The sequence below is a fragment of the Mesorhizobium muleiense genome (assembly GCF_900099905.1).
Taxonomy (GTDB): domain Bacteria; phylum Pseudomonadota; class Alphaproteobacteria; order Rhizobiales; family Rhizobiaceae; genus Mesorhizobium; species Mesorhizobium muleiense.
In genome coordinates, this window is record NZ_FNEE01000030.1 from 56835 (window position 1) to 62911 (window position 6077).

Genomic DNA, 6077 nt, shown 5'->3' on the forward strand with positions numbered 1-6077 from the left:
GCATGGCGAAGAAAAAACCGGTCGACCCCGAGACGCTGCCCTATCGTCGCTGCGTCGGAGCGATGGTCCTCAACGGAGACGGGCTGGTCTGGGTCGGGCATCGCATTGCCGAGCCGGACAGCGAATTCGCCGGCACGACGCAGCTCTGGCAGATGCCGCAGGGCGGCATCGACAAGGGCGAAGAGCCGCTGCAGGCGGCACAGCGGGAACTCTACGAAGAAACCGGCATGCGCAGCGTCTCGTTGCTGGATGAGGCGCCGAACTGGATATTTTACGACCTGCCGGCCCATCTGGTCGGCGTCGCCTTCAAGGGAAAGTATCGTGGTCAGACGCAAAAATGGTTCGCCTTCCGCTTTCACGGCGATTTGAGCGAGATTGAGATCAATCCGCCGCCGGGCGGCCACACCGCCGAGTTCGACAGATGGGCCTGGCGGCCAATGAAGGAATTGCCCGACCTGATCGTTCCGTTCAAGCGTCAGGTCTATGAGGACGTGGTTGCGGCATTCCGGCATCTGGTTGCGTAGGCCTGGCGCAAGCCGCGCTCGCGCCGACCACGGTTGCCGCGTCGGCGCGGTGGCCTTATTGATGGCCGATCCGCTGCAGACGGGATTGGCATGAACGGCACTTCCAAAAAATCTCTTTCTGAAAGGGCCGTCAAAGCCGCGCCGATCAGCGAAGCGGCGGCCGGCGCCATATTGACCGTCGATCTCAGCGCCATCCGCGAAAATTACCGGCGGCTCAAGGCGCGGTTGGGCGGTGTCGGCTGCGCCGGTGTCGTCAAGGCCGACGGCTACGGGCTCGGGGCGCGCCAAGTGGCCGCGGCGCTGGCGGCCGAAGGCTGCGCTGTTTTTTTTGTCGCGCATCTGGCCGAGGGTGCCTTGCTGCGCCAGGCGCTCGGCGCACGGGCGGCGATCTATGTGCTGAACGGCATTCAGCCGGGCGCCGAAAGCGAAGCCGTCGCAGCGGAGCTGGGCGTGGTCATCAACAGCGCCGGCCAGCTCGCCGCCTGGCGCGCGGCGGCGCAGCGGGCCGGCCACAAGCTCAAGGCTGCAATCCAGGTCGACAGCGGCATGTCGCGGCTTGGCATGGCGGCAGCCGAGGTGGAGGCCGTCGCTGCCGACCCGCAGGCTTTCGATGGTATCGACGTCACCATCGTGATGAGCCATCTCGCTCGCGCCGACGAGCCCGAACATCCGGCCAACGAGCAGCAGCGGCTGGAATTCGAGCGGCTACGCAGGATGCTGCCAAATGCGCCGGCCTCGCTCGCCAATTCCTCCGGTATCTTTCTTGGGCAGTCCTTTCACTACAACCTCGCCCGACCCGGTGCGGCGCTCTACGGCATCAATCCGACGCCTGCGGCGGAAAATCCGATGCTGCCAGTGGTGCGGCTTCAAGCAAAAATCATCCAGACGCGCAGCCTCGAGAGGGGAGCCGGCGTCGGCTATGGCCATATTTTTCACGTCACCGATTCGCTGATCGCCGCAACGATCTCGCTTGGCTATGCCGATGGCTGGCATCGACGTGCGGCCTCGGCCGCCTGGTTCGAAAATGTGCGCTTGCCGTTCCTGGGCCGTGTGTCGATGGATTCGATCGTCCTCGACATTTCGGCCCTGCCGCCCGGCAGGCTGAAGGCGGGCGACCTCGTCGAACTGATCGGCCCATCGCAGACGGTCGACCAGGCGGCCGGCCATGCCGGCACCATCGGCTATGAAATCCTGACCAGCCTCGGACACCGCTTTCACCGACGCTATGTGAATGGATAGCGCGCGGGCTTTTTTTTAGTCATGTGTCGTCGTCCCAAAACCTCCTGCCTACTTTTGGGCGACATGCTTGGGCACTTGGCGGACGCGGTAAAATCCGGCAGACAGAAAGCCACGATGCGCCCGCTGACAAGACATCGTTCTGGAGAGCTATGCGATGAAGATCTTCGTGCTGGGCGGCGGCGTCATCGGGGTCACCACTGCCTATTACCTGGCCGAGGCCGGCCATGAAGTGACGGTGATCGACCGCCAGAAGGGCCCGGCGCTGGAAACCAGCTTTGCCAATGCCGGCGAGATCTCGCCAGGCTATGCCTCGCCCTGGGCCGGTCCCGGCGTCCCGCTGAAGGCGATCAAATGGCTGCTGATGAAGCATGGTCCTCTGGTGGTGCGGCCGACTCTCGATCCACATATGTGGATTTGGCTGGTCAGGATGCTGCGCAACTGCACCGCCGAGCGCTATGCGGTGAACAAGTCGCGCATGGTGCCTTTGGCCGAATACAGCCGCGACACGCTGAAAGCGCTGCGCGAGGCGACCGGCATCGCCTATGACGAGCGCAGCAAGGGAACGCTGCAGCTTTTTCGCACGCAACAGCAGCTCGATGGCACAGCCGGCGATGTCGAGGTGCTGAAGACATATGGCGTTCCCTACGAGATCCTCGATCCCGACGGCTGCATCGCGGCCGAGCCGGGCTTGGCAGGGATCCGTGAAAAGTTCGTCGGCGGCCTGCGGCTGCCGGGCGACGAGACCGGTGACTGCAAGATGTTCACTGACCGTCTGGCAGAGCTCTGCGCAGCGCGCGGCGTCACCTTTGAATACGACACGTCGATCAGGCGCATCGTGCGCAAGCGCAACCAGATCGCCGACATCAATACGAGCAAGGGATGGAAGGCCGCCGACGCCTATGTGATGGCGATGGGCAGCTATTCGGCCAAGTTCATGCGCTATCTGAAACGACCTATCCCGGTCTATCCGGTCAAGGGTTATTCGATCACCGTGCCGATCAAGGATGCTGCCGCAGCACCGGTCTCGACGGTGATGGACGAGACTTACAAGGTGGCGATCACCAGGCTCGGCGATCGCATCCGCGTCGGTGGCACCGCGGAGATTTCCGGCTTTGACCTGACGCTGCATGAATCGCGGCGGCGCACGCTCGAACATTCGCTCGGCGACCTTTTTCCAGGCAGCGGCGACATGCGGTCGGCGACCTTCTGGTGCGGGTTGCGGCCGATGACGCCGGACGGGCCGCCGCTGATCGGCCGCACCGAGTTTTCCAACCTCTATCTCAACACCGGCCACGGTACGCTCGGCTGGACCATGGCCTGCGGCTCGGCCAAGGTCCTGGCCGACATCATTTCCAGCCGGGTGCCGGACATCGATGTCCGAGATCTCGGACCGGAGCGATACCAGCGGTAGGATCGGAAGGATTCTTCACGCATTTGAGCGGAGAAACTTGCCGCGTGACTCGGGATCAGTCTCCAGCACACCTCGCCGCGTTAGAGAAAATATTGTCAGACGAACAGGCTCCGCTCCCGTTCCACCGCCCTGGTGATGAAGCTCGCGACGATCTGGACGCGGCGCAGCGGCCTGACCGATTCGTGATAGACCAGCCAGTAGGCGCGGCGAATGGGCGCGACGATGTCGACGGCCACCAGTTCCGGCATCGAGTGGGCGACAAAAGTGTGCAGGATGCCGATGCCGGCGCCGGAGCGCACCGCTTCGGCCTGGCCGAGCGCCGAGGAGATGGCGAAGCTCGTGCGCCAGTCGGCACTGAACTCGGCCGCATAGTCGAGCGAGGGGCTGACGATGAGGTCCGGCACATAGCCGATCAGCCTGTGCCGGCCAAGCTCGGCCGGCGTCTGCGGCAGGCCATGCGCGTCGGCATAGGCGCGGGACGCGAACAGGCCGAGCGTGTAATCGACCAGCTTTCCCGCCACCAGCCTGCCTTCGGTCGGTCGCTCCACGGTGATGGCGATGTCGGCCTCGCGCCTGGACAACGAGAAGGAACGCGGCACCGGCACCAACTGGATGGTGAGTTCACGGTGAAGCGCCGTCAGTGCGCCGAGGCGTTTGGCCAGGAAGGCGACGCCGAAACCGTCAGGGGCGCCGATGCGCACGGTGCCGGAGACGTCGTCGCCTTCGCCCGCCACGGTCGAACGCGCGGCGATCATGTCGCCTTCCATGCGCTCGGCGATGTCGAGGAAACGCTCGCCCGCCGGCGTCAACTCGCTGCCGGTGGTCAGCCGGCGAAAGAGTTTTGTGCGCAGCGCATCCTCGAGCGCGGCGACGCGGCGCGAGACAGTGGCGTGGTTCAGCTCCAGCCGCTTGGCCGCGCCAAGTATCTGGCCGGCACGCGCCACCGCAAGAAAGATGCGGACGTCATCCCAGTTCATGAGGGAGGGTCCGGAGGATGACGATTACGGCAGCGCTCTACGGCGCCCCCCTCTGTCCTGCCGGACATCTCCCCCACGAGGGGGGAGATTGCGCTATCATCCCCGATTTCGCCAAACATCGACGCTGTTAAGGAAGAGCTGTCAGCGGAGCTGCCAATCTCCCCCCTAGAGGGGGAGATGTCCGACAGGACAAAGGGGGGCGCGAAGGAACTCAATTTCTCAATCCTTGCCGCTAGGACCTGCACCCTATCATTTGCGGCAATTGATGCACAGGCGTCGCTCGCACTCTATTTTCTGCACAACGGTTGCGTTTCCGCTCACGTTGCCATCGGCGGCGCAAAGGCGGACAATGCCGCATCACAAATACAGGGAGAGAAAACCATGATCGACTACGGTCATTTCATCGGCGGCAAGCGTGTCGCCGGGACCAGCGGCCGCAAGCAGGACGTCATGCAGCCGATGGACGGCACGGTGCGCGGCACCGTGGCGCTGGCTTCGCAGGCGGAGCTGCGCGCAGCCGTGGAGAACGCCAAGGCGGCGCAGCCCGGTTGGGCGGCGACCAATCCGCAGCGGCGCGTGCGCGTCCTGATGAAATTCCTCGAACTGGTCGCCCGGGAATATGATGCGCTGGCCGACATTCTGGCGCGCGAGCACGGCAAGACCATCGCTGATGCCAAGGGCGACATCCAGCGCGGCCTGGAAGTGGTCGAGGTCTGCATCGGCGCGCCGCACATGATGAAGGGCGAGTTCACCGACGGCGCCGGCCCCGGCATCGACGTCTATTCGATGCGCCAGCCGCTCGGCGTCGTTGCCGGCATCACGCCGTTCAATTTTCCGGCGATGATCCCGTTGTGGAAGATCGCGCCGGCTATCGCTTGCGGCAACGCCTTCATCCTGAAGCCTTCGGAGCGCGACCCGGGCGTGCCGATGCGCATCGCCGAACTGTTCATCGAAGCCGGCCTGCCAGCAGGCATTCTCAACGTCGTCAACGGCGACAAGGAGGCGGTCGACGCCATCCTCGATGATCCCGATATCAAGGCCATCGGCTTCGTCGGCTCGACGCCGATCGCCCAGTACATTTATTCGCGCGGCTGCGCGGCCGGCAAGCGCGTGCAGTGCTTCGGCGGCGCCAAGAACCACATGATCATCATGCCCGACGCCGACATGGACCAGACCGTCGACGCGCTGATCGGCGCCGGCTACGGCTCTGCCGGCGAGCGCTGCATGGCGATCTCGGTGGCTGTCCCGGTCGGCAACGATACCGCCAATCGGCTGATGGAAAAGCTGGTGCCGCGCGTCGAAAGCCTGAAGGTCGGCCCATCGACGGATTCGTCCGCCGATTTCGGCCCGCTGGTGACGGCGCAGGCGCTGGAACGGGTCAAGGGCTATGTCGACATCGGCGTCAGGGAAGGCGCCAAGCTGGTCGTCGACGGGCGCGGCTTTTCCATGCAGGGCTATGAGAACGGCTACTATATGGGCGGCTGCCTGTTCGACAACGTGACCGCCGATATGCGCATCTACAAGGAAGAGATTTTTGGGCCGGTGCTCTCGGTAGTGCGCGCGCCGACCTACGAGAACGCGATCAAGCTCGCCAACGACCATGAAATGGGCAACGGCGTCGCCATCTTCACCCGCGACGGCGATGCCGCCCGCGATTTCGCCTCGAGGGTCCAGGTCGGCATGGTCGGTATCAACGTGCCGATCCCGGTGCCGATCGCCTACTATACGTTCGGCGGCTGGAAAGCGTCTTCCTTCGGCGACCTCAACCAGCACGGACCGGACGCATTCCGGTTCTACACCAAGACCAAGACGGTGACGTCGCGCTGGCCGTCCGGCGTGAAGGACGGCGCCGAATTCGTCATCCCGACGATGAATTAGCCGGACGGTTGCTTGTCTGCGCGTCCTCGCCTTCGGCTGCGGGCGCGC

5 protein-coding genes are annotated in these 6077 nt (G+C 64.3%); 4 read left to right on the forward strand and 1 reads right to left on the reverse strand.

Annotated features, from left to right (window positions below; all coding sequences use genetic code 11):
• Positions 1-2 precede the first annotated feature (2 nt).
• The 3 genes from BLT09_RS30390 to BLT09_RS30400 all read left to right on the forward strand — a co-directional run bounded on the left by BLT09_RS30390 (position 3) and on the right by BLT09_RS30400 (position 3174).
• Positions 3-524 carry an RNA pyrophosphohydrolase gene (locus BLT09_RS30390; protein WP_091600212.1) on the forward strand — a complete coding sequence of 174 codons (522 nt, stop codon included), beginning with the start codon at positions 3-5 and terminating at the stop codon, positions 522-524.
• A 90-nt stretch (positions 525-614) separates the two neighbouring features.
• Positions 615-1763 carry an alanine racemase gene (gene alr, locus BLT09_RS30395; protein ID WP_091600213.1) on the forward strand — a complete coding sequence of 383 codons (1149 nt, stop codon included), beginning with the start codon at positions 615-617 and terminating at the stop codon, positions 1761-1763.
• Positions 1764-1917: 154 nt separating this feature from the next.
• Positions 1918-3174, forward strand: coding sequence for a D-amino acid dehydrogenase (locus BLT09_RS30400; RefSeq protein ID WP_091600214.1), 1257 nt, complete (start codon positions 1918-1920; stop codon positions 3172-3174).
• A 95-nt stretch (positions 3175-3269) separates the two neighbouring features.
• Here the strand turns inward: BLT09_RS30400 and BLT09_RS30405 are convergent, their stop codons facing one another.
• Positions 3270-4151: a LysR family transcriptional regulator gene (locus BLT09_RS30405; RefSeq protein ID WP_091600215.1), complete on the reverse strand. Its 882-nt coding sequence runs from the start codon at positions 4149-4151 to the stop codon at positions 3270-3272.
• Between the two features lie 381 nt (positions 4152-4532).
• Here BLT09_RS30405 and BLT09_RS30415 point away from each other — a divergent pair, with 381 nt between their 5' ends.
• Positions 4533-6029, forward strand: a complete 1497-nt coding sequence (locus tag BLT09_RS30415) for a CoA-acylating methylmalonate-semialdehyde dehydrogenase (protein ID WP_091600217.1) — start codon at positions 4533-4535, stop codon at positions 6027-6029.
• The last annotated feature ends 48 nt before the right edge of the window (positions 6030-6077 follow it).